The organism is Psychromonas sp. Urea-02u-13 (assembly GCF_002835995.1).
GTDB lineage: Bacteria > Pseudomonadota > Gammaproteobacteria > Enterobacterales > Psychromonadaceae > Psychromonas.
In genome coordinates this window covers 1-25,041 of record NZ_PJBZ01000078.1, presented here as the reverse complement: position 1 = coordinate 25,041, position 25,041 = coordinate 1, and the positions used below count along the sequence as shown (strand labels likewise).

At 39.9% G+C, this 25,041-nt stretch carries 25 protein-coding genes; 13 read left to right on the top strand and 12 right to left on the bottom strand.

The window, feature by feature from the left end:
* The first annotated feature begins 75 nt into the window (after positions 1-75).
* The 5 genes from CXF74_RS15520 to tatC all read left to right on the top strand — a co-directional run bounded on the left by CXF74_RS15520 (position 76) and on the right by tatC (position 3,836).
* Positions 76-678 carry a ubiquinone biosynthesis accessory factor UbiJ gene (locus CXF74_RS15520; RefSeq protein WP_101083444.1) on the top strand — a complete coding sequence of 201 codons (603 nt, stop codon included), beginning with the start codon at positions 76-78 and terminating at the stop codon, positions 676-678.
* A gap of 53 nt (positions 679-731) precedes the next feature.
* Entirely contained in the window at positions 732-2,372 is a 1,641-nt protein-coding gene (gene ubiB / locus CXF74_RS15515) for a ubiquinone biosynthesis regulatory protein kinase UbiB (protein ID WP_101083443.1), read from the top strand.
* Positions 2,373-2,441: 69 nt separating this feature from the next.
* Entirely contained in the window at positions 2,442-2,684 is a 243-nt protein-coding gene (gene tatA, locus CXF74_RS15510; protein WP_101083442.1) for a Sec-independent protein translocase subunit TatA, read from the top strand.
* A complete protein-coding gene (tatB, locus tag CXF74_RS15505; RefSeq protein WP_101083441.1) occupies positions 2,684-3,073 on the top strand; it encodes a Sec-independent protein translocase protein TatB in 390 nt (129 codons plus the stop codon). The genes tatA and tatB overlap by 1 nt, the downstream gene beginning before the upstream one ends.
* Positions 3,060-3,836, top strand: coding sequence for a twin-arginine translocase subunit TatC (gene tatC, locus CXF74_RS15500; protein WP_101083440.1), 777 nt, complete (start codon positions 3,060-3,062; stop codon positions 3,834-3,836). The genes tatB and tatC overlap by 14 nt, the downstream gene beginning before the upstream one ends.
* Before the next feature lie 122 nt (positions 3,837-3,958).
* Here the strand turns inward: tatC and CXF74_RS15495 are convergent, their stop codons facing one another.
* From CXF74_RS15495 to hrpB, 5 genes are all read right to left on the bottom strand, one after another.
* Positions 3,959-4,678: a GGDEF domain-containing protein gene (locus tag CXF74_RS15495; RefSeq protein ID WP_101083439.1), complete on the bottom strand. Its 720-nt coding sequence runs from the start codon at positions 4,676-4,678 to the stop codon at positions 3,959-3,961.
* Between the two features lie 110 nt (positions 4,679-4,788).
* Positions 4,789-5,676, bottom strand: coding sequence for a 23S rRNA (adenine(1618)-N(6))-methyltransferase RlmF (gene rlmF, locus CXF74_RS15490; RefSeq protein ID WP_101083438.1), 888 nt, complete (start codon positions 5,674-5,676; stop codon positions 4,789-4,791).
* A complete protein-coding gene (locus tag CXF74_RS15485; RefSeq protein ID WP_101083437.1) occupies positions 5,677-6,087 on the bottom strand; it encodes a SufE family protein in 411 nt (136 codons plus the stop codon). It abuts the gene before it with no gap.
* A 201-nt stretch (positions 6,088-6,288) separates the two neighbouring features.
* Positions 6,289-8,430, bottom strand: coding sequence for a penicillin-binding protein 1B (mrcB, locus tag CXF74_RS15480; RefSeq protein WP_101083436.1), 2,142 nt, complete (start codon positions 8,428-8,430; stop codon positions 6,289-6,291).
* A 43-nt stretch (positions 8,431-8,473) separates the two neighbouring features.
* Complete coding sequence (hrpB, locus tag CXF74_RS15475) at positions 8,474-10,960, bottom strand: ATP-dependent helicase HrpB (RefSeq protein WP_101083435.1); 2,487 nt, start codon at positions 10,958-10,960, stop codon at positions 8,474-8,476.
* Between the two features lie 240 nt (positions 10,961-11,200).
* On the opposite strand from hrpB, the gene dksA reads away from it, so the two are divergent.
* From dksA to CXF74_RS15435, 8 genes are all read left to right on the top strand, one after another.
* Entirely contained in the window at positions 11,201-11,650 is a 450-nt protein-coding gene (gene dksA, locus CXF74_RS15470; protein ID WP_101083434.1) for an RNA polymerase-binding protein DksA, read from the top strand.
* A gap of 84 nt (positions 11,651-11,734) precedes the next feature.
* On the top strand, positions 11,735-12,625 hold the full coding sequence (gene gluQRS / locus CXF74_RS15465) for a tRNA glutamyl-Q(34) synthetase GluQRS (RefSeq protein WP_232772549.1): 891 nt from the start codon (positions 11,735-11,737) through the stop codon (positions 12,623-12,625).
* 152 nt (positions 12,626-12,777) lie between these two features.
* Positions 12,778-14,166, top strand: a complete 1,389-nt coding sequence (gene pcnB / locus CXF74_RS15460) for a polynucleotide adenylyltransferase PcnB (protein ID WP_101083432.1) — start codon at positions 12,778-12,780, stop codon at positions 14,164-14,166.
* 184 nt (positions 14,167-14,350) lie between these two features.
* Positions 14,351-14,845, top strand: a complete 495-nt coding sequence (gene folK, locus CXF74_RS15455) for a 2-amino-4-hydroxy-6-hydroxymethyldihydropteridine diphosphokinase (RefSeq protein ID WP_101083431.1) — start codon at positions 14,351-14,353, stop codon at positions 14,843-14,845.
* 36 nt (positions 14,846-14,881) lie between these two features.
* Positions 14,882-15,676 carry a 3-methyl-2-oxobutanoate hydroxymethyltransferase gene (gene panB / locus CXF74_RS15450; RefSeq protein ID WP_101083430.1) on the top strand — a complete coding sequence of 265 codons (795 nt, stop codon included), beginning with the start codon at positions 14,882-14,884 and terminating at the stop codon, positions 15,674-15,676.
* 120 nt (positions 15,677-15,796) lie between these two features.
* Positions 15,797-16,669, top strand: coding sequence for a pantoate--beta-alanine ligase (panC, locus tag CXF74_RS15445; protein WP_101083429.1), 873 nt, complete (start codon positions 15,797-15,799; stop codon positions 16,667-16,669).
* A 55-nt stretch (positions 16,670-16,724) separates the two neighbouring features.
* A complete protein-coding gene (gene panD / locus CXF74_RS15440) occupies positions 16,725-17,105 on the top strand; it encodes an aspartate 1-decarboxylase (protein WP_101083428.1) in 381 nt (126 codons plus the stop codon).
* A gap of 227 nt (positions 17,106-17,332) precedes the next feature.
* On the top strand, positions 17,333-18,463 hold the full coding sequence (locus CXF74_RS15435) for a glycerate kinase (protein WP_101083427.1): 1,131 nt from the start codon (positions 17,333-17,335) through the stop codon (positions 18,461-18,463).
* Between the two features lie 32 nt (positions 18,464-18,495).
* Here CXF74_RS15435 and CXF74_RS15430 read toward each other — a convergent pair whose 3' ends face one another.
* From CXF74_RS15430 to hpt, 7 genes are all read right to left on the bottom strand, one after another.
* Positions 18,496-19,098, bottom strand: coding sequence for a protein-methionine-sulfoxide reductase heme-binding subunit MsrQ (locus tag CXF74_RS15430; protein WP_101083426.1), 603 nt, complete (start codon positions 19,096-19,098; stop codon positions 18,496-18,498).
* Entirely contained in the window at positions 19,098-20,126 is a 1,029-nt protein-coding gene (gene msrP, locus CXF74_RS15425) for a protein-methionine-sulfoxide reductase catalytic subunit MsrP (RefSeq protein WP_101083425.1), read from the bottom strand. Before msrP ends, CXF74_RS15430 begins: the two co-directional genes overlap by 1 nt.
* Before the next feature lie 441 nt (positions 20,127-20,567).
* Positions 20,568-21,074 carry a hypothetical protein gene (locus tag CXF74_RS15420; protein ID WP_101083424.1) on the bottom strand — a complete coding sequence of 169 codons (507 nt, stop codon included), beginning with the start codon at positions 21,072-21,074 and terminating at the stop codon, positions 20,568-20,570.
* A gap of 34 nt (positions 21,075-21,108) precedes the next feature.
* Positions 21,109-21,768 (bottom strand): tRNA (guanine(46)-N(7))-methyltransferase TrmB, encoded by a 660-nt coding sequence (gene trmB, locus CXF74_RS15415; RefSeq protein ID WP_101083423.1) that lies wholly within the window; start codon positions 21,766-21,768, stop codon positions 21,109-21,111.
* A complete protein-coding gene (locus CXF74_RS15410) occupies positions 21,765-22,538 on the bottom strand; it encodes an ABC transporter permease (protein WP_101083422.1) in 774 nt (257 codons plus the stop codon). The genes trmB and CXF74_RS15410 overlap by 4 nt, the downstream gene beginning before the upstream one ends.
* On the bottom strand, positions 22,531-23,451 hold the full coding sequence (locus CXF74_RS15405; RefSeq protein ID WP_101083421.1) for an ABC transporter ATP-binding protein: 921 nt from the start codon (positions 23,449-23,451) through the stop codon (positions 22,531-22,533). Before CXF74_RS15405 ends, CXF74_RS15410 begins: the two co-directional genes overlap by 8 nt.
* A 16-nt stretch (positions 23,452-23,467) precedes the next feature.
* The gene (hpt, locus tag CXF74_RS15400) at positions 23,468-24,001 is read right to left on the bottom strand and encodes a hypoxanthine phosphoribosyltransferase (RefSeq protein ID WP_101083420.1); all 534 of its coding nucleotides are present in this window, start codon (positions 23,999-24,001) and stop codon (positions 23,468-23,470) included.
* Positions 24,002-25,041 lie beyond the last annotated feature (1,040 nt).

Sequence of the window (25,041 nt, the reverse complement as noted above, 5' to 3'; positions counted from 1 at the left end):
TTCGCTCAAACTAAGCACCAATCGCTTAGCCTGAGCACTTAACTAACATTTATTTTGCATGAAGAGCGAATAACTATGCCATTAGATAACCTTGTCTGCGGTTTATTAGAAACAGGTGTCAACAAGTTACATCAACTTGATACCAGTGCGAAACAGAAACGCAAAGCACTCGATGGCACCATCATTGGTGTGTCATTAAAAGAGCTCAATAAACCACTCTATTTTGTTATTAGTCACCAACAAATCGATGTACTCAGTCGTTATGATGGTAAAGCCGACTGCTTTATTCGTTTGAATTTTCTCGCCCTGCTGGATCTACAAGATAACAGCCAGCTGACCGGTTTAATCAAAAATGGCCAGCTAGAAGTGGATGGTGATATTAAAATGGTGCAGCAGTTTGCACTGTTATTAACCGAGATGGACATCGACTGGGAAGAGCATCTTTCTAGTAAAGTGGGTGATCTGTTGGCGCATAAACTTGTTTATCATGCCAAGCAATGTAAAAAACAGCTTTTCAAGCAAAGTAATAAAGCAAAAATGCAATTAGCAGAAGTGATCACTGAAGAATTAAAGCTGGCGCCAGGCCCATTAGAAGTGGCCTATTTTTGCGACCAAGTCAGTGACATTGAAAAACAAGTAAGCGCACTAGAAAAACGACTCAGCCATTATTCTAAATAATGCCCGATTTGTGACATAGTTTAAGCGCATGTTGGTAATACACAGGACAATTGATGATAAAACTTAAAGAGCTTTCACGTTTATACGATATCAATAAAACCATTATAGAATATGGCCTTATTGAACTGTTACCGCGAGAGCACCGCCCTGTTACCTATACGTTCATGCGTATTGTGTTGTTTTGGATCCGCACTAAACATAAAAAACTTAGCTTGCCAGAACGTCTACGTTTAAGCTTACAATCGCTGGGTCCGATTTATATCAAGCTTGGACAGATGCTCTCGACACGCCGAGATCTTTTACCGGCCATCTACGCAGATCAACTTGCTTATTTACAAGATAATGTCCCGCCTTTCTGTGGCGAATTAGCGGTTAAGCAAATAGAACGATCATTAGGTAAAACCATCGATGAGTTGTTTGAAAACTTTGATAGCACCGCGCTGGCATCAGCTTCCATTGCACAAGTTCATACAGCGACATTACGTGAAGATAACCGCGAAGTGGTTATTAAAGTCATCCGCCCTGATATAGAAAAAACCATTAACGCTGATATTCAACTAATGAAATGGCTGGCGCAATTAACGCAGCGTTTCTTAAAAGATGCAGAGCGTTTACGCCCCGTTGAAGTGGTTCATGAATATGAAAAAACCATCATTGATGAACTCGACTTAATGCGTGAAGGCGCCAATGCAATCCAGCTAAGACGCAACTTTTTAGATTCTAAATTGCTTTATGTACCAGAGATCTACTCTGATTATTGCACTAAAAATGTATTAGTGATGGAACGTATTTACGGCATTCCAGTGTCTGATATTGCGGCACTTGAAGCGCAAGGCACGGACTTTAAATTGCTTGCTGAGCGTGGTGTAGAGGCATTTTTTACTCAAGTCTTCCGTGATAGTTTCTTCCATGCTGATATGCATCCCGGCAATGTATTTGTTTCCTATGAACATCCTGAAGATCCACTATGGATCGGCATAGATTGTGGGATCGTGGGTACATTAAACAATGAAGATAAACGCTATTTAGCGGAAAATTTCTTAGCCTTTTTTAATCGTGATTACCGCCAAGTTGCACAGCTACATATCGATTCTGGTTGGGTGCCTGAAGATACACCCGTTGAAGAGTTTGAGTTTGCAATTCGCGCCGTGTGTGAGCCTATTTTTGAAAAACCATTATCAGAGATCTCTTTTGCAACCGTGCTAATCAACCTGTTCAACACCGCACGTCGTTATAATATGAAGGTGCAACCTCAATTAGTTTTATTGCAGAAAACACTGCTTTATATAGAAGGTTTAGGTCGTCAGTTATACCCACAACTTGACCTGTGGGATACCGCAAAACCATTTCTAGAAAATTGGATGAAAGACCAGGTTAGTCCAAAAACACTCATGAAAAAACTGCAGCAAAAAGCGCCTTTTTGGTTAGAGAAATTACCTGACTTACCTGAACTGGTTTACCATAACTTAGCGAACGGTAAATCAATGCAGTCGCAGCAAAAGCAGTTGATTACTTCCATTAATCAGCAACAAAAAAACAACAGTAAGGGTTCTCTGTATATTGGTTTAGCAGCAACCTTAACACTCGTTGCTGCACTTGCTTATCTACAAGCAGACCAACAATTAGCTATCATTTCGGGCTCGCCTGCAATTATTATGTGGTTACTTGCGTGGCGTCATACCAATAAGCAGTAAAGTTTGTTATAAAGCTTGCTATTAGATATTACATATTCAACATTTTTAAAATTTAAAGGAAACAATATTATGGGCGGCATCAGCATTTGGCAGTTAGTTATCATTGCGGTAATTGTTATTTTATTATTTGGCACTAAAAAACTACGCGGCATTGGTGGTGATTTAGGTGGCGCAATCAAAGGCTTTAAAAAAGCACTTAAAGAAGAAGAAAAACCAGCTGAAAAAACAGAACAAAAACTAGAAAGCCAGCAAGATGCGACTTTTAAGAGTGAACAAACGACAGAAAAAACTAAAGAAAAAGACCAAGCATAATGTTTGATATCGGTTTTTGGGAGATCGCCCTGATCTCCATTATCGGCCTTGTAGTATTAGGTCCAGAGCGTTTACCCACTGCGATTCGCAGCGTGATGCAATGGATAAATACTGCAAAAGGCATGGCTAACTCAGTCAAATCAGAAATTTCACAAGAGCTGAAATTACATGAGATGAATGAGAATATGATAAAAGCCACCAAAGCAGGATTAGATAGCCTTGATCCCGACTTACAAAAATCGATTGATGAGATGAAACAAAGTGCACAAGAGCTTGTTAATCCGTATAAATCTGAAGTCGATGAACCACAGCAAACACAGACCATTAAGCCACCAGAAAAGGTGATGGATAGTGTGCAGCAACAGGAACAAATAGATGAGCGAAAGTGAAACTCAAACAGAAGAGAACGTACCTAAGCAACAACATAGTCTGCCACTCATCAGCCATCTTTTAGAATTACGCGACCGACTATTACGTGTCATTGCGATTGTCATGGTGCTCTTTTTAAGCTTGGTTTACTTCGCTAACGACATTTACCAATTTCTTGCAATCCCGCTGACAAGCCAACTGCCTGAAGGCTCAAGCATGATTGCAACCGGTGTTGCAACGCCCTTTTTCACGCCAATAAAATTAACCATCGTACTGTCTATTTTTATTGCCATTCCCGCAATATTACACCAAGTATGGGCCTTTATTGCGCCTGGGTTATACAAGCATGAGCGCAAACTCATTGCTCCTTTGGTTGTCAGTAGCGCATTCCTCTTCTACCTCGGTATGGCGTTTGCTTACTTTGTTGTATTCCCGCTGGCTTTTTCATTCTTTACTAGCACTGCGCCAGAAGGGGTAACCATTGCCACCGATATCAGTAATTATTTAGACTTTGTATTAAAACTGTTTTTTGCTTTTGGTCTTGCCTTTGAAATTCCCATCGCCACTTTAGTGCTCTGCTGGACAGGCGCAACAACACCTGAAAAATTAAAACAAAAACGCCCGTATATTGTCGTGGGTGCGTTTATTTTTGGCATGTTATTAACGCCACCCGATGTCATTTCACAGACCTTGCTCGCGATACCGATGTTAATTCTGTTTGAAGTAGGTTTGTTGTTTGCACGTTTTTACGTGCCAAAAGAAGAGACTCAAGAAGAGGAATAAACGCAAATAGGAAGTAGTACATAGTTGGAAGTAATGACTGGAAGTAATAACTGAAATAAGTAATTGGAAGAAATAATAGGTAAGCCTGAGTAAAATCCTCAAGGCTTACCTAAAAGTTAACGCTAGCCCTTCACCACACAGTTCTTACCGCGTTTTTTAGCTTTATGTAGAGCGAAGTCAACACGTTTCATTAACTCCTCTAAGGACGTTGTTTTGTCCGATTGTGCAACAGCAAAGCTTGCACTAAGCTCGACACCATCTTTTAATGTTCGATATAAGCTAGAACGTAGCTTTTCAGCAAGAATGGCGGCTTGATCGTTTTTACACACAGGACAAAGGATCAGAAACTCCTCTTCCCCCCAACGTGCACAAAAATCAGTTTTACGTGTTGTATTAAGTAACATCGTAGCAGCTTCAATCAATACTCTGTCGCCTTCCACATAACCTAAGTTTTCATTAATTGCGCTAAAATCATCAAGATCAAAAAGCACCACACAAAAATCTTCGTTGTAACGTAATAGACGATCCCACTCTGTCGCGAGAGTACGCTCTAAAGTGCGTCGATTAAGTAGCTTAGTAAGAGAATCTTTTGAGGCTTTTTGTTCTGCCATTTGCGAAAAATAGATGCTGTCGCGCCAACGGCGCAATACAAAATAAACCAAGCTAATCAGTAATGTAAACGTAAGCGGGAAGAGTTCATCCAATTGCATAAACTCATATTCACGGGAATAGTGATAAAAACGCTCAAACATGTCCAAATTGATGGAAATAAAGATAAAACCAATATTGATAACAGCAATCAATATGATGTCAAAAATCATGTTTTTATTTTGCAGGGACATTTACAATTCCTATTATGAAAGCTCAACTAAGTTTAGACCAATCAACCACCCTCGCATTGTAAATTAGTTATTTTTGATGTCAAATTGCTTTTTAAGTCATTGATAAATCACTAAAACTTCCAAGCGATAAAGCGGCTTATTTTTTGACCTTGGGTCATTTTTACCACTTTAACTTGTTGTGCGCCTAACTGAGTTAATAGCTTTTTAATCGGTGCTACATTTTCCGATTTAGAAACCAGGCTTGAAAACCAAGTCACTTGGCTTGCGAAGTTCACACTTTCATTAGCCATCTGTTTTAAAAAGGCTATTTCGCCACCAGCACAACAAAGTTCAGTCTCTTTCCCGGCAAAATTAAGGGTTACTTTTTGATCCGCTTTACCTTTATTCAGGTTTTTAACTTTACGTGCACTGCCTGCCTGCGCTTTTTCCATGGACGCATGAAAAGGCGGGTTACACATGGTTAAGGTGAACTTATCATTCGCTTTAATGACATGATTAAAAATCGATTTTTCGTCTTTTTGTAAACGTAACTTAATAAATGCATTGAGGTTTTTATTTGATTTTACAATCAATCCCGCCATTTTTACGGAAACAGGATCGATATCAGAACCAACAAATGACCAGCCATAACTCTGACTACCAATAATCGGGTAGATACAGTTCGCACCCATGCCAATATCCAACACCTTAATCTGCTTACCAGTCGGAATGCCTTCTTCTGTGGTAATAAGGTCGGCTAATGCGTGGATATAATCCGCTCGACCAGGAATAGGCGGACAAAGATAACCTTCAGGTAACTGCCAAAAATCAACGTTATAAAAGCACTTTAGTAGCGCTTGATTCAAACAAAGCACGGCTTTTGCGTTACTAAAGTCGATGCTCAGATTGTTATATTGATTTTCAAAAACAAATTCAGAGAGTGTCGGTAATGCAGCACACAGGGCATTAAAATCATAATTACCTTGATGCACATTACGGGGGTGTAAACCTTTTGCCATTTAACTATTTCCTGTGGTTTTAATTCTTTCGACAATCGCTAATAAGCCATTCGCACGAGAGGGACTAAGATGGTTCAATAAACCTAATTTTTCAAATAAGGTATTAATATCAATTGCGTTTATTTGTTCTTTATTTTTATCTTGGTAGATGATTAACAATATCATCATCAGCCCTTTTACAACGCGTGTATCACTGTCCATTGTAAAATGAAATTCATTGCCTTTTTGAGCAACGGCACACCAAGCAAGACTTTCACAGCCTTTGACCTGATTCGCCTCATTTTTATCAGCCTCAGCCAATGCAGGTAACTTTTTACCTAATTGAATGATCAAGCGATATTGTTTATCCCAACTTTTATTACTTTCAAAATCAGCGCACAGTTGTTCAAGTGTTTTTAATGATTCAGTCAAACTTAGTCCTTTTTACATTTAATGCGTAAACTAATACCAAACGAATTTAATATGCGATCAATCTTGCTGGTTAAAACAAACGCTATCTGTGTTATAAGTTTTGAAAGGAGAATAACTACTTCCTGCAACTCATGCCTTGATAGGACTCGTTTTTCCGGCGCAATATAAGCTCATATATTTAATACACTTGGTATAACGCCATTACTTCTTTTGTTTCATGTAAGTCGAAAATAAAACAAGCGCGCCACTACTGCCGGTTAATTTTGCGCTGCGGTTATCGTCTCGTCCAACCCAAGTAGTCACGACTTCTTGGCTATTAAACCCGACAAACCAGCTGTCTTTTAAATTATTAGTGGTCCCTGTTTTTCCAGAAAATTCTTGTCCAGGGTTACGCCAGCGTAAACTACGTGCTGTACCTTCTGTCGCTACTTTGTGTAACGTATCAGTGAGCTTTTTCACCGCGTCTTTGGAAAAGCGTTGCTGCACTTTATGACTGCGACGATATAATAACAGCCCATCGGCAGAGGCAATCGTACGTATCATCTGTAGCGACTTATATTTCCCCTGCATGGTAATCGGTTGGTACATTTGTGCCACTTCAAAAGGTGATAAAGAAACACTACCTAGCACTAATGATGGGTACGCTTTGATTTTCTCTTGTACGCCTAACTTATATAAACTGTTGATAACATTAGTTAGACCTACTTGCATACCCAGGTTCACGGTGGGCACGTTCAGTGATTTATAAAGCGCTTGCTCTAGTGTTACTTGGCCGCGAAATTTACGATCGTAGTTTTTAGGTTTCCAGCGTTGCCCGGTGCTGTTTTTAAGCACGATCTCTTTATCATTAATCTTTGTATCTAATGCATAACCTGCTTCTAACGCGGTGAGATAAACAGCAGGTTTAACCAAAGAACCAATCGGTCTATCTGCATCTAAAGCACGATTAAAACCACTAAACTTCACATCTCGACCGGAAACAATGGCGCGTAATTCCGCACGTTTTCGGTCGCTTATTACCATCGCACCTTGTAGCCCTTTCTGTTTGTTTTTATCAACTTTATCAAGGCCATGTCCAACGGCGAATTCAGCATCTTTTTGCGCAATAGGATCGATTGAGGTGAAGATGTGCAAACCACTTTTTTTACGAATCGAAGCTGGGATCTGCTCTTTCATTTCACGATGTAAAAAGCTAATAAACGCCGGATTCGCACGCTGATTCAACGCAGACTTACCACTTAATCTAAGTGAATCGGCAACCGCATATTTATAATCATTGGTATTGATTAAAGCATTTTCAACCATCATGCGTAGCACTAAGTCACGTCGCGCTAGGGCACGCTTGGGGTTACGTCTTGGATTGTAATAGGATGGCCCTTTAATAATAGCCACCAGCAAAGCAATCTGTTCAACACGTAATTCATTGATCGGCCTTGCAAAATAATAGTCACTAGCAAGCCCGATACCATATACACCGGTTTTCCCATTTTGCGCCAGATAAACTTCATTAAGGTAAGCCTCTAAGAGTTTGTCTTTACTGTATTTATGGTCCATTAGCACAGCCATATAGGCTTCTTGGAACTTACGCCACAGACTTCTTTCCTGTGTTAAAAAGAGGTTTTTAGCCAGTTGCTGCGTCAATGTACTGCCGCCTTGCACGGTATGACCCGCTTTAAAGTTGACGATAAAAGCACGCGCAATGGCAAAAGGTGAAACACCTTGATGATGGTAATAGTTTCTATCTTCCATCAATAACAACGTATCGATAAAAAGATCCGGGATCTTTTCAAAAGGCACAAAGACACGATCTTCGATTTGATCAGAGTGTAAACGTGATAAAAGTAGTGGATCTAACTTAAAGTTTACGAGGGTTTTTCCCGCACTATTTCTGATCGAGGGAACATTATTTGCACTAAAACTCACGGTAACTTTTTCTTTGAGCTCAATGCCCTCAGGGAAATCAAAAGCACGACGATAAAGCGTGACTTTATTCGCTGCGACAGAAAACTGCCCCGCACTACGCACGGTTTTAACTGGGCGGTAGTTGAGTAATTTCAGCTCAGTAATCAAGGCTTTCTGGGTAAGCGATTGATCTCTGTCTATCAATAACGGACGCGCATAAACCTGTGCGGGCAAAGTCCATGCTGAGCCGTCTAATCGACGCTCTATTTTTTTATCAAAATAGATACCCGCAATCACCATCAATGCGATAAAAGCCAGGGTACTTTTCCAGAAAATAGACCAAATAAAAGCAAACAAGCGTTGTTTCCACGTCGCTTTATTTTTACTTTTAGTGCTTTTAGTGCTTTTTTTCTTTTTTACTACTTTCTTGGTTTGTGCCATTTATCTTCTATTTACCTATTTTTCGAAAATGATTCGCAGATGATTACATGTGCTTTTTAATACGCTTAGTTGCTTGTGCTTGTAACGGGTCATCCGGCCAATAATGTTTAGGATATCGTCCACGCATCTCTTTTTTAACATCGCTATAAGCGCCTTGCCAAAACGTCGTTAAGTCTTGCGTTAACTGCAATGGTCTACGTGCTGGCGATAATAGCGCTAATTGTAACTTAATACGCCCCTCAAAAATGCAAGGTGTCGCCTGTTGCCCAAATAACTCCTGTAGACGTACCGATAAAACAGGGCTTTCATCTTCACGATAACTAATTTTTATTTTAGATCCGGTAGGTACCGTTTTATGTGTTGGAAAGTCTTTTTCAAATTGTTGTTGAGCAGACCAGCCTAATCGCGCTAATAACGCGCCTTTTAAATCCAGCTGTTTTAATTGATCCGGTTTACTAATGCCATTGAGATAAGGCGCTAACCAATCATCGAGATCAGCCAATAATGTTTGCGCAGAAAAACACGGGAATTCATTGCGAACCTTGCTTTGCTGGTAATTAACATAGGCATAGCGTAAACGTGATAACAGTTGCTGATTTTCATCGGACCAGGTTAATACTGATAAACCTGATTTTTTAATACCAACAATTAATGCATCACTTTTTTGTTTCTTGCTCACATTCGCGATAGGTTGTTTTTTAATGGTCAATTTACCGAGCATTAAGCATTTTTCAGCCACTAATTTTGTCTGCTTAGCTGAAAATGACCAATAAATACGTTCAACATTTTCAAAGTAATGCCCTAAATATTCCTCTAATGTCGCCAGCGAAATAACACAGGCTTTGTAGATAATACTGTTCACCGTGCGCTCAGAAAAAGCTAAATCGGCAACCACCAACATTTTTTGTCCCATTAATGGCGAGGCATGCCACAAACTGGCACCAATGCCACTGCTCAATTGATAACTCTCATCATCACCTCGAGACTGCGCAATACGATCTGGAAAGGCGATAGCGAGTAATAACCCACAATATTGAGTCGGTAGAGCATGATTGCCACGCACTAGGTTTAATTTTTTGATGAGCAACATTTGTTGCTGTCTCACTAAATAGCTTGGTTTAACTAATAAAGCCTCAATATCATCATCTGATTTTTCATTACTTTCCAGTAACGCCACTAACAGGCAAGCGAGCTCAGCTATGCCTTCAACATGACCTTCAATCGCTATTGCTTGCGCGGTAATTAACAGGTGCGCTAAACGAGGGCTCACACCCAATGCACTCATTGCTTGACCATGCTGTGTGATCCGGCCATTGTTATCAATAGCACCAAATGTCTTCAACAGCGCGTTAGCGGTATCAATATGGGCTTGTGGAGGCTGAGTGATAAAGGCTAATGACTGTGGCGAGTTAACTCCCCAGTTAAGCAATTCCAACATCAGAGATGTCAGCTCACTGCGTTTTATTTCAGGCTCACTTTGTTGGCTTAATCGAGCTTCAGAAGACCATAAACGATAACAAACACCCGCACTTAAACGCCCAGCTCGTCCGGCACGCTGTGTTGCACTGGCATCACTAATACGCTGTGTTTGTAATTTCCCAACACCAGATTGTGCTTGGTAACTCATGCTACGCTCAAAGCCTGAATCCACCACCACGGTAATACCTTCGATGGTTAAACTGGTTTCAGCAATATTGGTCGCAATCACTATTTTACGTTTGCCCTTGGCGCAATTGTTAATCGCGATTTGTTGTTCCGCTAAACTAAGCGCGCCATATAACGGTGCAATAACAACATCAGCAGGAAGACGCGCCATCAATTGTGTCTGACACTGTTTAATCTCTTTAATACCCGCGACAAAAACTAAAATGTTACCGCTTTGTTCTTCAAAGGCGCGTAATGTCAGCTTAACTAATTCAGCAACCATCTGATGTTTATTATGTTTTGTATCACCTTTTGCTACATGCTGATAAATAGTCTCAATCGGATAAGTACGCCCTGCTGAACTGACAAATGTCGCGTTAGGTAATTGGACTTGTAGCTGGCTGTTATCCAAGGTCGCAGACATGATCAAGATTTTAAGTGATTCACATAAGCTTTCCTGTACATCTAACGCAAGCGCTAAGCCTAAATCGCCTTGTAAATTACGCTCATGAAACTCATCAAAGATAAGTAGATCAACACCGGTTAATTCCGGATCATTTTGCAATAAACGCGTTAATACACCTTCGGTCACAATTTCTAATTTAGTATTTTTACCCACACGGCTTTCACCACGCATGCGATAACCAATAGAATCGCCTACACTTTCATTAAATAATGACGCAAGGTAATGAGCAATATTTTTGGCTGCTAATCGACGAGGCTCAAGCATAATTATTTTTCCATCAAACCACTTCTCTTGCACCATTTTAAAAGGCAAAAAAGTTGATTTACCCGCACCAGGGGGGGCTTGTAAAATAACTTGCGGTGAAATCGATAAATTCGACTTTATTTCACCAAGAACGGACTCAATAGGTAAAGAGGACAAAATAGGTTTTAACTCCCTCAGAAAACAACAGATGGTCAAATAGCAGCCATTTAATCAAAAAAACTAAGATTCATCATGGTAAATCAAATTAATATATTTGACTTGGGATGTGATTCTTGCTATAGATAGCCGCCGAAAATAAGCAGAGGCAATTTTAGCACCAAATAAAGGTCGCTTCTCTGTTAATTAATAACTGAATTAAAGTGCATTATTGTTGCACTTTAATTAAAGGAAAATACTATGCCCGCAACGAAAACAAAAAAAACATTAGGCATTCTAGCCATTGCTGGTGTTGAACCATATAAAGTAAAGAAAGGCGAAGAATACATGAGCGAGCCACAAATGGCTCACTTTACGACAATTCTTGATTCATGGTGTAACCAACTTCGTCACGAAGTAGACCGTACTGTTGACCATATGAAAGATGAAGCTTCTAACTTCCCAGATCCTGTTGATCGCGCAACACAAGAAGAAGAGTTCAGCTTAGAATTACGTGCACGTGATCGTGAACGTCGTTTAATTAAGAAAATCACTAAAACATTGAAAAAAATCGAAGAAGATGATTTCGGTTACTGTGATTCATGTGGTATCGAAATTGGTATCCGTCGTTTAGAAGCTCGTCCTACAGCCGACCTTTGTATCGATTGTAAAACATTGGCTGAAATTAAAGAAAAACAAATCATTGGTTAAGCTTTACTAATTTTTTGTAATAAACGGTTAGCCAAGTGCTAACCGTTTTTGTTTTTAGCAAGGCTATTAATTGCGGAGTTTGATTTGCCTCACCCCCCTTCCACTTACATTGGTCGCTTTGCACCTTCACCTTCAGGCGCGCTTCATTTTGGCTCTTTGGTGGCGGCAGTAGGTAGTTATCTACAAGCTAAATCGCAACAAGGTAAATGGTTAGTACGCATTGAAGATATCGATCCGCCCCGAGAAATAGCCGGCGCGAGCGAAGATATCCTGTTAACACTAAAAGCATACGGTTTAATTTGGGACGATGACGTTATCTACCAAAGCCAACAAAGTATTCATTATGAAAAAGTCTTAATAAAACTTCACCAACAGAAGTTAAGTTACGCTTGCACTTGTACACGCAAGCTAATTAAGCAACAAGGTGGTTTGTATTTAGGTAATTGTCGCGATAAAAGCCTAACGAATAACGACAATGCACTACGTATTAATGTGAGCAAGTTGGCTCAGCCAATAACCCATTTTTATGATCATCTGCATGGCGATATACAATTAGACGCACAACAGGCCGATGAAGACTTTATTATAAAACGTAAAGATGGCTTATACGCCTATAACCTTGCGGTCAGTATTGATGATATTAATCAGGGCATTACAGAAATAGTACGTGGCGCGGACTTGCTACCAACAACGGGTAAACAAATCAGTCTTTACCAATTGTTAGGCAAACAGCCACCGAGTTACATTCATCTGCCATTGGCAGTGACAGAGCCCGGATTCAAGTTGTCTAAACAAAACCATGCGTTAGCAATTGATAAACAAAAACCAATAGCTACGTTACTAAAAGCACTGTCATTTTTAGGCCATGAAGTACCAGAGAGTGTTGATAAAAGAAGCTGTACAACGATTCTAGAGTGGGCAATTCAACACTGGCAGCTCGCGAATGTGCCTAAACAAACAGAAATACAGATATAACCTTAAAAATTTAATTTGTGTTTACAGGGGCGCGCACATAAAATAGGCGCTTCATTTTTTTCAGTCATCATATTGAGGATAAAATCATCAAACGATTAAAAAAATTCGTTAAAAAAGTGTTTGCAAAAGGCGAAAAAAAGAACACTAAAGAAATGCCTGCAACTGCACACGACGCTTACAAAATCCCGCGAAGCCAGCACTCTATTTCGCGTAACGATATTGATGATAATGCTTTAAAAGTCCTTTACCGCTTACATAATGCCGGCTTCCGCGCTTTGTTAGTGGGTGGTGGTGTACGTGATCTACTACTTGGTTTAAAACCAAAAGATTTTGATATTACAACCAATGCCACACCCGAAGAAGTGAAAGCACTTTTTCGTAACTGTCGCTTAATTGGTCGTCGCTTTCGTCTAGCGCATATTTTGTTTGGTCGTGAAATCATTGAAGTTGCGACTTTCCGTGGTCATCACGATGATGATAACGGCGAAGACAAGCAAAAAGTAAAACAATCACAAGGTGGTATGTTACTGCGTGATAACGTTTACGGCTCACTAGAAGAAGATGCTGAACGTCGCGACTTTACGGTAAATGCCCTGTATTACGATATTGCTGATTTTTCACTGTATGATTTTTGTGGTGGACTGCAAGATCTAGCGGATCGTAAACTTAAATTGATTGGTGATCCTGAAGTACGCTACCGCGAAGATCCGGTACGTATGATGCGCGCAATTCGTTTTGCTGCAAAACTAGACCTTGAGATTAGTGAAGACTGTGCAGAGCCGATTCGTCGCTTAGCCCCTCTTTTACAAGATATTCCAGCGGCCCGTCATTTTGATGAAGTCATCAAATTATTACTTTCAGGCCAAGGTTTAGATACCTACCGCCTTTTAAAAGAATACAAACTGATTCAGGTGCTTTTCCCTATTCTGTTTAAAGAGGGTGAAGACGACAAAGCTAACAGCATGATAGAGCACGCCCTCAAGGATAGTGATAAACGCATCCAAGAAGGTAAGCGTGTGACACCTGCTTATATCTACGCAATTATGCTTTGGTACCCGCTTGAACAACGTGCCCATGCGATTAGTTTTGAAAGTGGTATGGAATATCATGATGCTTTCTTATTAGCGATGAATGAAGTATTAGCGATTCAAGTTAAAACCATTGCGATTCCAAAACGTTTTACCGCAACTATTCGCGATATCTGGAACTTACAGTTACGTTTACCACGTAACGGTGGAAAGCGTGCGCAACGTGCTTATCATCATATTAAATTCCGTGCAGCTTTTGACTTCCTTGAGTTACGCGCCAAAGTAGAACAAAGCCAAGAATTAGCTGAGCTAACAGCTTGGTGGCAAGAGTATCAACTGCATAATGAATTACCGCAGCATGATCACAGCCGTAAACGTAATAACCGTTCTGCTGAGCATAAGCCTGAAGCTAAACATTCAGAGGCAAAAAGCCCAGATGCGAGCAAAACAGCGACAAAGAAACCTTACAAAAAACGTCGTGCTAAGAAACCTGCAGTAAAAAAAGACGACTAAGCAAAATATAAGTCAGTGTGAAGAGGTGCTAATACGTGACGAGTGAGTCACGTATCAGAGCACCGATTAATAGTTTGCATAGCATGTATATCCTGCAAAGGTGCATGCTTGTATTTTATAAAAATACTGAAATGACAACAATTAAATGGCAACACTTACATAGCAACAAGAGAGTCGCTAAAAGATGATTAGTTATATTGGTATCGGTAGTAACCAGCAAGATCCCATCAAACAAGCACAACAAGCAATTGACGCGCTTAAATTACTGCCAAACAGCGAATTAGTTAAATGCAGTTCGCTGTACTGTAGCGCCCCTATGGGTCCTCAGGATCAACCTGACTACATTAATGCAGTGGCTGCCATAGAAACACAACTGACTCCGATTGAGCTACTTGATGCCTTACAGGCGATAGAGCAAACTCAAGGGCGAATGCGTAAAGATAATCGTTGGGGTCCACGTACGTTAGACCTAGATATTATTTTATTCGACAACCAAAATATCAATAGTGAACGCCTTGTTGTCCCGCATTATGGCATGCATGAGCGTGAATTTGTGCTCTATCCCCTATTAGAAATAGCCCCTAAATTAACACTGCCAAACGGCACTCACTTATCGCAATTAATTGAATTATGTGATAAAAATGGTCTGATCATTATCAGTGAGAAAACTCACTTTTAATCACATTTATTAACCTCTTATAATGACGGAGTTAACATGGCTCGAATTAGCGTTTCTCGCTTAGCTAAAATGAAAACTGAAAATCAAAAAATCACCTGTATTACGGCTTATGATGCTAGTTTTGCTGCTATTTTTGATCAAGCAGGCATTCAAGTTTTATTAGTCGGAGACTCGTTAGGCATGGTTTTACAAGGCCATGAGTCGACACTACCGGTCACCGTTGAAGATATAAAATATCACACGGCTTCAGTCGCTAGTACGGCTAAAAACTCGCTTATTATTGCAGATCTTCCTTTCATGAGTTACGCCACTGCAGAGCAAGCCTATGAAAACTCAGCCACTTTAATGCGCGCTGGCGCGAATATGGTAAAACTTGAAGGTGGTGAGTGGTTAAGTGAATCAGTGAAAGGGCTGGTTGCACGCGGTATTCCCGTTTGTGGTCACTTAGGATTAACGCCACAATCTGTGAATGTCTTTGGCGGTTACAAAGTACAAGGCCGTGAAGAAGAACAAGCAGATAAACTCATTAGTGATGCATTGTTATTAGAAAAGTCTGGTATCCAACTTCTGGTTATAGAGTGTGTTCCTGTTGCACTTGCTGAACGTGTCAGTAAAGCATTACAAATCCCTGTTATCGGCATTGGTGCAGGCGCACATACCGATGGCCAAATTTTAGTGATGCACGATGCATTTGGTATTTCAGCAGGCTTTTGTCCTAAGTTTTCAAAAAACTTTTTAGTTGAAACTGGTGATATACGCCGCGCCGTTGCACTTTATAAAGAGCAAGTTGAAGCGGGCTCATTCCCTGCCGTTGAACACTGTTTTTATTAAGCACTGTTTTATTAGAGACTTGTTTTATTAAGCACTTGTTTTATTAAGCACTTGTTTTATTAAGCACTTGTTTTATTAAGCACTTGTTTTATTAGATACTGATTATTGGGTTTTAGAAAGATGTTAGTTATTGAATCTCCGCAACAATTACGTGAAGCGATTAAACAGTTCAAACAACAGGGTAAAGCTATCTGCTTTACCCCAACAATGGGCAACCTGCACCAAGGACATTTAGAACTAGTGAAACAAGGGCAAAAAGTAGCGCCTATTTCAGTGGTCAGTATCTTTGTTAATCCGATGCAGTTTAATAATGCTGACGACTTAAAAAACTACCCAAAAACACTCGATGCTGATTGCCAAGCACTAGAAGCACAAGGTGTCGATATTGTTTTCACGCCAAGCAGTGATGTTATCTATCCTAATGGATTAGCGGTACAAACCTATGTTGAAGTACCGGTATTATCAGACTGTTTAGAAGGTGAACTTCGCCCAGGTCATTTTCGTGGCATGAGCACCATCGTTAATAAGTTATTTAACTTAGTACAACCTGATTACGCTTGTTTTGGTGAGAAAGACTTTCAGCAACTGGCTATCGTAAAACAGATGGTTATTGATATGGCCATGCCTATTGAGATTATCCCTGTTGCAACGGTACGTGAAACATCGGGTTTGGCCATGAGTTCGCGTAATAACAAACTCAGTGAAGGTGATAAACGTAAAGCGCCCTTATTAGCTAAAGTAATGAATCAACTGGCTATAGATACTCAAAATAACACCACACAACACTCGCTACTGATTCGTGATGCTTGCCATGTATTAGAAGCAGGTGGTTTTGATACTGATGCGATTCATATCGTTGATGTACTGACATTACAAGCAGTTACACCAGAGACAAAACAAGCAGTTGTATTAATGGCGGCTTTCCTTGGCTCGACTCGCTTAATTGACAATAAAGTGGTGAGCATTTGCACCAATAAAGATTTTACTTTATAGTCGCCATCTTGCTGAAAAAGTCAGCAAATCTTAAAAATGAATAGAAAGGTTTTGTATGCAAAAGACATTATTGACTGGCAAACTTCACCAAGCACGCGTGACACATGCTGAATTAAATTACGAAGGTTCATGTGCGATTGACCAAGACTTCCTTGATCAATCTGGTATTTTAGAATACGAAAAAATCGAAATCTATAATATCGAAACAGGCGGCCGTTTCTCTACTTACGCTATTTGTGGCGAACGTGGTTCAAAAATCATCTCTGTTAATGGTGCAGCAGCACGTATGGCAGCTGTGGGTGATCGCGTTATTATTTGTGCTTATGCAAGCATGAACGAAGCTGAAATTGCAGCACATAAACCAAGCTTGGTTTATTTAGATGCAAACAATAACATTGTTCGCACTAGTAAAGATGTGCCAATGCAAGTCGCTTAATTTAAGCCTCAAGCTTGCAAAAAATGAAATCCGATAATAGTTTACTGTTATCGGATTTTTTTTATTCAAAATTAGGTAAACCCTATTTTTATTAGATAGCCATTTAGCACAACAGTGCAGGTTGGACTTGCTTACCGCGCACAAACTATATCAACCCTGATACAAGGCTTCACCGCCATCACTTTGGTTTACATTTTAAGCCTATTTTTACTTTAATCGGAGGTTAGATGAAGATTGTTATCGCACCAGACTCATTCAAAGAAAGCTTAACCGCTCAACAAGTGTGTCTTGCAATTGAAACAGGTTTTAAACGTGTTTTTCCTAATGCGCAATATATTGCCATCCCCGTCGCCGATGGTGGTGAAGGCACGGTGCAATCACTGGTTGATGCAACGGGAGGTAAAATTGTTAAGCTGTCTGTAACTGGGCCTCTTGGTAAGCCAGTTGATGCTTTTTATGGCTTATTAGCAGACCAACAAACTGCGGTGATTGAAATGGCAGCGGCCAGTGGCTTAGATCATGTTCCTAGCGCGTTACGCGATCCCAAAAAAACCACAAGTTATGGCACCGGTGAGCTTATCAAAGCAGCTTTGGATAGTGGCGTTAAAAAACTCATTATCGGCTTAGGTGGCAGCGCAACCAATGATGGTGGCATTGGCATGTTAAGCGCCTTAGGTGCACGTTTTATCGATAACCAAGGTAATGATGTTTCATTAAATGGAGCAGGCTTACAACAGATACAACAGATAGATATCAGTGCATTAGATAAACGTCTTTTGCACTGTGAGATTTTTATCGCCTGCGATGTTGATAATCCATTATGTGGACCACAAGGTGCGAGTGCTATTTTTGGCCCACAAAAAGGCGCTTCGAATGAGGATATAGCTTTATTAGATGACGGCCTTTTGCACTACAGCCAGATGATACAAGAAACGTTTTCTCTCGATCTAAAAGATCGTTCAGGCATGGGAGCGGCAGGTGGAATGGCCATCGCCTTTGCGGCTTTCACCAACGCAAACATGCAGACCGGCATTACACTTGTTTTAGAAACAGTCAAACTCGCTGATCACTTAACAGGCGCAGATCTTGTGATCACTGGTGAAGGCCGAATCGATGCACAAACAGTGCATGGGAAAACACCAATGGGCGTTGCGCAAGCAGCCAAAAAACTTAACTTACCCGTTATTGCCATTGCTGGTTGTCTGGGGGAAAAACATCAAGCTGTTTATCGTTGTGGTATTGATGCCGTTTTTGCAGCCACGCCACAAGCGATGTCACTGCAAGAGGCGTTTGATAAAGCAGCTGAAAATGTCGCGAATGTAGCCGAAAATATCGCTAGAATGTGGTCTTTAAAATAATCGAAAGATACCGATAGACGCCATAGTGGTATCTATCGGAACTTCAATAACGTTCTAAAATACTGCTTACGTTCGCTTAATAAATAAAAGCAGATAGCCAAATAAATCGTTGGTTCAATGAGCCCTGATTTAACCGACCAATAATAATGAATCGTCGCAAATAGCGCAGCCCAATAAACAAAACGATGTAATGTCAGCCAGCTTTTTTTCATCTTCTTTTTAATCGCAGTAATTGAAGTAATGCTGAGTAATAATAAGATAATCAACGCAACCGCACCAAAACTTAAATAGGGACGTTTGATAACTTCATCGAAAAATAATAAAAACTCCCACTGTAGATCTAACCAGATAAACACTAATAGATGTAACGATACCCATGCAAAACTATATAACCCTAACAAACGCCTTACCCTAATTAACAAGGGCTGTTTGAAACGCTTAATAACAGGGGTGATAGCAAGAGACAGTAACAAAAAATTAAGAGCAGTTTTTCCTAAAAAATGCGTTAGCTCTTTCACAGGATCTGCCCCTAGAAGATCTTGATCGACTAAATAAGCTAACCAGGTTAGCGTTGCTATCGCTGATAAGTGGATAACCACTTTTAAATAGAAGATGCCTCGTACTGATATTTTCATTAATAATTTCTTTTTAGATCAAGGTTTTTATAAAGGTGGGCAACTTCATTGCCGTAACCATTAAACATGAGCGTATCTTTTCGAGTCTGTGCAAACACATTGCCTTCCCCGATAAAACGCTCTGATGCTTGGCTCCAACGAGGATGATCAACCTCAGGGTTAACATTGGCATAGAAACCATATTCTGAACGTGCAATTTTCTTCCAAGTATTAACAGGCTCTTTATCCGTTAGCGTAATACGCACAATCGATTTAATGCTTTTAAAGCCATACTTCCAAGGAACTACTAAACGAATAGGTGCACCGTTTTGTGGCGCGAGCGTTTTCCCATAAAGGCCAACAGAAAGTAGCGTTAATGGATTCATTGCTTCGTCTAAACGTAACGCTTCAACATAAGGATAATCGATTCCCCCACCAACACGTCTTGAAGATTGACCACGCATTTGTTCTTCGTCAACCAAGGTTTCAAAACGTACATACTTAGCAGAAGAGTTAGGTGATACCGATTTTAATAACGTCGCCAAAGTAAAACCCAGCCACGGAATATTCATCGACCAACCTTCCACACAACGCATACGATAAAGGCGCTCTTCAATATCAAAACGCTTTAACAGATCTTCGTAATTTAGGGTCACGGGTTTATCCACTAAACCGTCGATAGTTAGCGACCAAGGCTGCACGTTAAATTGCTGCGCATGTTCAAAGGGGTCTGATTTACCTGTGCCAAATTCATAGAAGTTATTATATTGCAGGATCTTTTTCTCAGGGGTCAATGGCGTTAATAATTGATAACGAGGATCACTGGTATAGGTTAATGGATCACGTTTAAAAATAAGTCCTGAATTATCAGCGGCATTAGGATCATCCGAAAAAATATCAAATAGGCCCGCTTGTGCAGAAGGGATAAAAGGAATTGAAGCGAGCCCGAAACCCAGCTTCTTTAATAACGAGCGACGCTCAAGGTAATGTGATTCGTTGGTCAGCTGTGATTCTTTAAGTGCTGATGATGCTGTATTTTTAATTAACATAGAAAATCCTCTTTATTCGCTCAGTTTAATAATAGAACGGCTAAAGAGGGATTAAATTTCAATTATGCCAATTCTATTTGTTTTATGAGAATAGATTACCAAAGAGGAATAATCGACTTCAAAATAGAAGTTGATGTATACCCAAACCACCTGAAGATACAGATTCAGAGGCTCGCTCGGATGTCAGATTAAGGCGCGACATGAAGAGAAGGGTTATTCCCTTTTCGAATGTTGTAACGCAGAGCAGGCTTTCGAGCGAACCTCCCGTAGGGCCAGGTGAGAGGCAACCCTCTTCAGTGTTGTGAAGCATTGATTTAGAATGACTAAACTTTCAACTTCATGCCTTGAATATGGCCACCTCTCAACTGGCTGATTCCTGCATCTTCAAGTAGCTTGGGTATAAAGGTTTACCTTCACAAAAAACAACTCAGAAATCGTCCTTTATTTTCCTATTACCGCGACACCTTCTTGATTTTGATCCTGTGTTTTCTTGGTTTTATCTTCTGGAAGATCAGAACGAGGATCGTTAAGCATCACGACTAATCTTTCACAAAGCTGTTTTTTTTCTGCATCACCCACTTTGCTATGCAGTGATTCCGCTTGTTCTTTAGCACGCGATAAACTTTGTTTCTTGAAATTAATATAGCTAGTTTTGAACGCGGCATTATCGTCAGCAGCTTGCTCCATCAATAACCAATAGACCTGCCAACGATTCGCATTGCGCTTTTGCCACACTTTTAAACTAGTATCGAGCTCTTTTTTATCAACAAAGTCATATGACCAACATTGATTAAAAAAGCTCTCCCACATATCTTTCACAGTGTGTGCTTGCAGGGGAATAGCCAATGGATTAGCAGGAGGTTGATTTGTTTTTGTAGCAAAAGCACTGATCGGACTGGTAATCATAAGTGCTAATAAGCTAGAGGTTAAAACTGTTTTTATATTCATATAATCATCCTTGATTAACTGTTTAAATAATTATTTATTTTAATAATGACGTTAAACGTAATGAACTTTGACCACTTGCCCAGTATTTTCTTTCGAAGGGAGTGATAGCCTGCTCCGCTTGGTAAGGTTCAACTGTACAGCTTTGCCCAGCTAAAGTTAAAGCTCTTTCAAACTCTTTTATGTAAATATGCCAATTACTGCGCAATTCTAACTCTCCACCTAAAGTAATGATTGACGGGAAAACCGCGCTACCATGCCAGCGTCTTTGCAAGTGCTTAGATTTAGGCCATGGGTTCGGATATAACAAATAATGATGTGATAACGTCCAATTAGCTTCGACAGCTAAACGCCAAAAGTCATTTAGATTCACCTGTAATAAACGATAGTTATCGATCGGTTCAAAACCATGCTTGCCAAGTCTATCTGAAGATTTATCCATACCAAGCACAATCGCTTCAGGATGCGCTTTAGCAATATGGTAAGTACTTTCACCAACACCACAACAAGAGTCAAAAATAATCGGTTTTCCCTGTTGCTCAACCCATTTTTCAATTTCTTTAAAAGCGTCTAATGTATGTTGTTGATAAGGCTTTTTAAACGGGTGTTTAAGGTGCTTTAAAACAACTTCATCTAACTGCTCGTTTAAGCCCTCTTGATTACTCGTGATAATGCGTGAGTTACCTACTTCGTTCATGAGCGAACACCTATTCCTTTGTTAAGTAATATTACAACAATGCTATATAAAACAGCGATGAATAATCCTATCACCGTAAATGACCAGACTAATGACACATCTGCAATGCCTAAGAATCCATAGCGGAAAGCATTAATCATATAAAAGACAGGATTAAAATGAGAGACCGCTTGCCAAAAATCAGGCAGTAAATTAATTGAATAAAAGACACCACCTAAATAAGTTAATGGCGTTAATACGAAGGTAGGAATAATACTGATGTCATCAAAAGTCTTAGCAAAAATGGCATTTAATAGGCCACCAATCGAAAAGAGTATCGATGTGCAAAGCACACTGAGTATGAGTATAAAGATATTAAAGATGTGCAAATCGACAAAAAATAGCGAGACACAGGTGACTAAAAAACCAACCATCAAACCACGTGCAACACCACCTCCGACATAGCCCCAAATAATGACATAATTAGGTACCGGCGCGACTAATAACTCTTCAACATTACGCTGAAATTTAGCACTGAAAAATGATGAAGCAACGTTAGAGTATGAGTTAGTGATCACTGACATCATAATCAAACCAGGTACGATAAATGACATGTAATCAAAGCCACCCATCTCGCCAATACGTGAACCGATTAAGTTGCCAAAAATAACAAAATAAAGGCTCATTGTAATAACTGGCGGTACAAGAGTTTGTATCCAGATACGCAAAAAACGATTCGTTTCTTTACGCCAAATACTTTTAAGCGCAATAACATAACTACTTTTAAGCATCTTGAGCTCCTTTCTCTACCAATTCTATAAATAACTCTTCCAAGCGATTGGCTTTATTACGCATGCTATTCACACGAATACCCTGTGAGCTAAGCTCAGAAAATACTTTGTTTAAAGACTGCGCTTTATCCAGCTCGATTTCTAAGGTGACTTCATCAGTCTGTTTAATCTTAAAAAAATCACTACTAGGTAAATGCGTAGGAGGATCAACATCTAAAATAAACGTTTCAGTGGCAAGTCTTGCCAACAGCGTTTTCATACTGGTATTTTCAACTAAGCGACCTTTATCGATGATGCCGATATTACGACATAACATCTCAGCTTCTTCTAAATAGTGGGTAGTCAAAATAATAGTGACACCCTGCTTATTTATCTGCTGTAAAAATTCCCACATCGAACGACGTACTTCAATATCAACACCCGCAGTTGGCTCATCTAAAATCAATAAACGAGGTTCGTGCATAAGTGCACGTGCGATCATCAAACGACGCTTCATTCCGCCAGAAAGTTCGCGGGAAGGCTGATTACGCTTCCCCCATAAATCTAACTGTTTTAAATATTTTTCAGCACGCACAATCGCTTCATTACGTTTAATCCCGTAATAACCTGCTTGATTAACCAAAATTTGTAAAGGAGGTTCAAATTGATTGAAGTTGAACTCTTGAGGCACTAGCCCAATTTGCGCTTTTGCATCCTCTAACTGACTGTCGATATCAAAGCCAAATACCGAAACATGACCAGAAGTCTTATTCACCAATGAGGAGATAATGCCGATAGTCGTCGATTTCCCTGCACCGTTAGGTCCAAGCAAAGCGTAAAAATCACCTTCTTCAACTTGTAAAGAGATGCCCTTTAATGCTTCAACGCCGCCTTTATAAACTTTTTTAATGTTTTTTAGATCGATTGCATACATGCTGTTTACAGCCTTATTAATTAAAACTAACGAAGCCGATATAAGGTAGATTACGATAATATTGCGCGTAATCTATGCCATAGCCGACAACAAATTTGTCTTCAATAGAAAAACCGACCCAATCTACATCTACTTCTACTTCTCTACGAGAAGGTTTAGTTAGTAATGTACAGATAGCAAAAGATTTAGGATCGCGTAATAAAAGCATTTTTTTAATTTTAGTGAGTGTGTTACCTGTATCGATAATGTCTTCAACAATTAACACATCACGGCCATGGATTTCTTCATCAAGCTCTTTTAATATTTTCACTTCGCCTGAACTGTCAGTACCACTGCCATAACTTGACGTAGCCATAAAATCTAACACAACAGGTACAGTAATTAAACGTGCTAAATCTGCTAAGAAAATAGCAGAGCCACGTAACAAACCAATCATCACTAGAGATTCACTGTCTTTATAACGTTCGTTAATTTCAGCTGCCATTTCTTGAATACGGTTTCGGATTTCTTGTTCAGAAATCATGGTGCTAATTGTATGGTTCGGGTTCATGGGAAATTCCAATAAATAAAATAGTCGAGAATTATATCACTAAAGCTAACGCTTAAAGATAGAAAATAAAGCAAAGTTAAATCGATGCGCTATTTTATAAATGTCATTGTTTTATGTCGTTCAAATAATGGGGGGGAATGCTTAAAAATGGGAAAAATAATGTTGAAGTTGTCATAGCGATTATCTGGATTTGATTGCTAGCTTGATATTATTGATGCGCAGGTGCCTGGCGATGAGTGAACATTGCTCATAAACCATCGCTACTATCACTGAACGCATCGGCCACTCATTACCTTGATGTCTCTCATAGATGATAATCAATTATCTCTTTCTGTCCAAGCTAAAGCGCTTAAACGAAAAAAACCTCTCAACGTCAGTCAACAGGGATTATCCGGATTTGATTGCTCGCTTGGTGCAGTTGATACGCTGGCGATGGGTGGACATTGCTCATGAACCATCGCTACGCGATATTCACCCTACTATCACACATAAGGAAATGCCTTCGGCATAATTTTCTAGCTTTCCATGTTCGAGCAGGTCATCGCTTTTAAAGCGCCTAAACGAAAAAATCCCTGTCGACGTTAGTCAACAGGGATTATCTGGATTTGATTGTTCACTTGGAGTTCTTGATACGCAGCGCTTGGCGATGGGTGAACATTCTTCGTAAACCTTGCCTGTCGGCAAACTCACTATACGCATTTACCAGTCGTTGTTTTGAAGCATCTCAAAAATGATTATTAATCATTTTCTTCTGTCCAAATAATAACAATTAAAATATAAACGTCCTAAACGAAAAAATCCCTGTCGACGTCAGTCAACAGGGATTATCTGGATTTGATTGTTCGCTTGGAGTTCTTGATACGCAGCGCTTGGCGATGGGTGAACATTGTTCGCAAACCTTGCCTGCCGGCAAACTCACCCTACTATCACATCAAAGGAAATGCCTTCGGCATGCTTTTATTATCCCCTGTTCGAGCAGGTCATCATCGTTAAAGCGTCTAATAACGAAAAAATCCCAACCTTCTTTCGAAGATTGGGAT

Excerpts from the sequence above, each read along its gene's own strand:
- folK (WP_101083431.1), top strand. The coding sequence starts at position 14,351 with ATGATTAGTTATATTGGTATCGGTAGTAACCAGCAAGATCCCATCAAA.
- CXF74_RS15520 (WP_101083444.1), top strand. The coding sequence starts at position 76 with ATGCCATTAGATAACCTTGTCTGCGGTTTATTAGAAACAGGTGTCAAC.
- mrcB (WP_101083436.1), bottom strand. The coding sequence starts at position 8,430 with ATGGCACAAACCAAGAAAGTAGTAAAAAAGAAAAAAAGCACTAAAAGC.
- tatA (WP_101083442.1), top strand. The coding sequence starts at position 2,442 with ATGGGCGGCATCAGCATTTGGCAGTTAGTTATCATTGCGGTAATTGTT.
- rlmF (WP_101083438.1), bottom strand. The coding sequence starts at position 5,676 with ATGGCAAAAGGTTTACACCCCCGTAATGTGCATCAAGGTAATTATGAT.
- msrP (WP_101083425.1), bottom strand. The coding sequence starts at position 20,126 with ATGTTAATTAAAAATACAGCATCATCAGCACTTAAAGAATCACAGCTG.
- trmB (WP_101083423.1), bottom strand. The coding sequence starts at position 21,768 with ATGAACGAAGTAGGTAACTCACGCATTATCACGAGTAATCAAGAGGGC.
- tatB (WP_101083441.1), top strand. The coding sequence starts at position 2,684 with ATGTTTGATATCGGTTTTTGGGAGATCGCCCTGATCTCCATTATCGGC.
- CXF74_RS15420 (WP_101083424.1), bottom strand. The coding sequence starts at position 21,074 with ATGAATATAAAAACAGTTTTAACCTCTAGCTTATTAGCACTTATGATT.
- ubiB (WP_101083443.1), top strand. The coding sequence starts at position 732 with ATGATAAAACTTAAAGAGCTTTCACGTTTATACGATATCAATAAAACC.
- CXF74_RS15410 (WP_101083422.1), bottom strand. The coding sequence starts at position 22,538 with ATGCTTAAAAGTAGTTATGTTATTGCGCTTAAAAGTATTTGGCGTAAA.
- tatC (WP_101083440.1), top strand. The coding sequence starts at position 3,060 with ATGAGCGAAAGTGAAACTCAAACAGAAGAGAACGTACCTAAGCAACAA.
- panB (WP_101083430.1), top strand. The coding sequence starts at position 14,882 with ATGGCTCGAATTAGCGTTTCTCGCTTAGCTAAAATGAAAACTGAAAAT.
- panC (WP_101083429.1), top strand. The coding sequence starts at position 15,797 with ATGTTAGTTATTGAATCTCCGCAACAATTACGTGAAGCGATTAAACAG.
- CXF74_RS15405 (WP_101083421.1), bottom strand. The coding sequence starts at position 23,451 with ATGTATGCAATCGATCTAAAAAACATTAAAAAAGTTTATAAAGGCGGC.
- CXF74_RS15435 (WP_101083427.1), top strand. The coding sequence starts at position 17,333 with ATGAAGATTGTTATCGCACCAGACTCATTCAAAGAAAGCTTAACCGCT.
- CXF74_RS15430 (WP_101083426.1), bottom strand. The coding sequence starts at position 19,098 with ATGAAAATATCAGTACGAGGCATCTTCTATTTAAAAGTGGTTATCCAC.
- CXF74_RS15495 (WP_101083439.1), bottom strand. The coding sequence starts at position 4,678 with ATGTCCCTGCAAAATAAAAACATGATTTTTGACATCATATTGATTGCT.
- panD (WP_101083428.1), top strand. The coding sequence starts at position 16,725 with ATGCAAAAGACATTATTGACTGGCAAACTTCACCAAGCACGCGTGACA.
- dksA (WP_101083434.1), top strand. The coding sequence starts at position 11,201 with ATGCCCGCAACGAAAACAAAAAAAACATTAGGCATTCTAGCCATTGCT.
- pcnB (WP_101083432.1), top strand. The coding sequence starts at position 12,778 with ATGCCTGCAACTGCACACGACGCTTACAAAATCCCGCGAAGCCAGCAC.
- hpt (WP_101083420.1), bottom strand. The coding sequence starts at position 24,001 with ATGAACCCGAACCATACAATTAGCACCATGATTTCTGAACAAGAAATC.